At 74.1% G+C, this 2,088-nt stretch carries 3 protein-coding genes; all 3 read right to left on the minus strand.

Features of this window, described 5'->3' with window-relative positions:
• Positions 1 to 50: 50 nt before the first annotated feature.
• On the minus strand, positions 51 to 524 hold the full coding sequence (locus tag HW445_RS28345; protein ID WP_180223710.1) for a PPOX class F420-dependent oxidoreductase: 474 nt from the start codon (positions 522 to 524) through the stop codon (positions 51 to 53).
• A gap of 203 nt (positions 525 to 727) precedes the next feature.
• Positions 728 to 1,549, minus strand: a complete 822-nt coding sequence (locus HW445_RS28350; RefSeq protein ID WP_180223711.1) for a YceI family protein — start codon at positions 1,547 to 1,549, stop codon at positions 728 to 730.
• A 121-nt stretch (positions 1,550 to 1,670) separates the two neighbouring features.
• Positions 1,671 to 2,088 (minus strand): collagen binding domain-containing protein (locus HW445_RS28355; protein ID WP_180223712.1); only part of this gene is annotated, 418 nt, incomplete at its 5' end.

Genomic DNA, 2,088 nt, shown 5'->3' on the forward strand with positions numbered 1-2,088 from the left:
GGCGTCGCCTGCGGACGGCCGTGCCGCCCGCAGGACGCGACGGTCAGTGGTCAGTCCTGCTCCGCCAGGCGGGCCGGGAAGCCGCCGGTGGCGACCGGGCCCCAGCCGACCGGGGTGACGCGGATGAGGGACTTGCCCTGCTTGAGCATGGCGGCCCGGTACTCGTCCCAGTCCGGGTGCTCGCCCGCGATGTTCCGGTAGTACTCCACCAGCGGCTCCACCGAGTCCGGGGAGTCGATCACCTCGGCGGTGCCGTCGACCTGCACCCAGGGGCCGTTCCAGTCGTCACTGAGCACGAGGACCGAGACCCGCTCGTCGCGCCGGGCGTTGCGGGTCTTGGCCCGCTCCGGGTAGGTGGAGATCACGATGCGGCCGGCGTCGTCGACCCCGCAGGTCAGCGGCGAGCCCTGCGGGCCGCCGTCGGCGCGGCGGGTGAGCAGGATCGCGCGGTGGCGGGGGCGGACGAAGTCCAGCAGTTCCTCGAGCGAGACGGAGGTGTTGGTCGCGATGTTCTTCGGTGCCATGGTCCGCAGCCTAGGGGCCGACGGGGGCCGCGGACACGCTCCGGCGCGTGCGCGGACGGGAGCCGTCCGGGCGGGAACGCGCCGACGGCGACGGCGCGCACACCGTACGGTGCACGCGCCGTCGTCGCCGTCGCCGCGTCCCCGCCGTCGTCGGCAGTGGACGGGGAGGAGAAGAACGGGAACGAGGGAGCGGGAGGAGGCCGTCAGGCGGCCGGCAGCCCCGTGCCGTGTACCGCCTGGACGTCCAGCTCCACCCGCAGGGTGGTGCCGATGGCGGCGATGCCCGCCTGGACGATCTGGTTGTAGTTCATCGCGAAGTCCTCCCGCCGCAGCTCCGTGGTGGCCCGGAAGGCGGCGCGGGTGCCGCCCCACGGGTCGGCGCCGGTGCCGAGGTAGCTGAGGTCCAGGTCGACCGGGCGGACCACGCCCCGCATGGCCAGCTCGCCGTGGACGGTCCAGCGGTCGGGCCCGGCCGGGGTGAGGGCGTGGGACCGGTAGGTGATCTCCGGGTACGTCTCGACGGCGAGGAAGTCGTCGGAGCGCAGGTGGTCGTCGCGCATCCGGTTGCCGGTGTCGATCGAGCCGGCGCGGATCACCGCGTCCACCCGGGAGCGGGCGACGTCGTCGGGGGCGATCTCGACCGTGCCGGCGAACTCGGTGAACCGGCCGCGCACGCTGGAGATGCCCAGGTGCTGGGCGACCGCTCCGACCGTCGAGTGCGCCGGGTCGATGGTCCACGGGCCGGGCGGCGGGAGTTCCTCCCCGCCCTGGCGGGCCAGGGTGACGGCGCCGACCTCGGCGTTCCCGGTGGCGGTGACGATGGCACTGGCGGCCGCGGGGGCGTAGCCGACGGCGGTGACGATCACCGTGTACGCGCCGGGGGACAGCACGGTCGCGTCCCGCACCGCGCCCTCCCCGTCCGCCTCGGCGCGCAGCACCTGCGCGCCCCGGGCGTCGGTGAGCGTGACGACCGCGTGCGACACGGCCCATCCGTCCCGCGTCCGGACTCGTGCGGTCAAAGCCATCCCGTTTTCTCCCTACAAAGGCTTACAAATTGACCATAAAGAGACAGAGGTTGTCTGCTCGGCGGAAACGAACCGGCCGGTGGCAGGCCTCACGAGGAGACCTGCCACCGGCCGGGACCGTCTATTCGCCGGGGTGGGCGAGCTCGACGGTGTGGTCCTCGACGTCCTGCCGGACGGTCAGCGTGGTGGCCACCGGCGGGTAGCCCGTGGCGATGACCGTGTACTCGCCGCTGTCCAGGTCGGCGAAGGCGTACGCGCCGTCCTCGCCGGTGGTGGCGGTGGAGACCACGTTGCCGGCCGCGTCCAGGAGGGTGACCCGGGCGTCCGTCAGCGGACCGCGCGGCGACCGCACGACGCCCTTGAGCTGCGAACCCGCCTCCAGCGCGGCCTCCACCCGGGTGACCCCGGTGGTGGCGACCCGGACCGGCAGCGCGCTCGGCCGGAAGCCGGCGGCGTTGACCGCGACGGTCACGTCGCCCGGGACCACCGCGCCGAAGGCGAACTCGCCCTGCGCGTCGGTGGCGCCGGTGGCGATCAGG

It is taken from the genome of Streptomyces sp. UH6 (assembly GCF_013421635.1).
Taxonomy (GTDB): Bacteria; Actinomycetota; Actinomycetes; order Streptomycetales; family Streptomycetaceae; genus Streptomyces; species Streptomyces abyssomicinicus.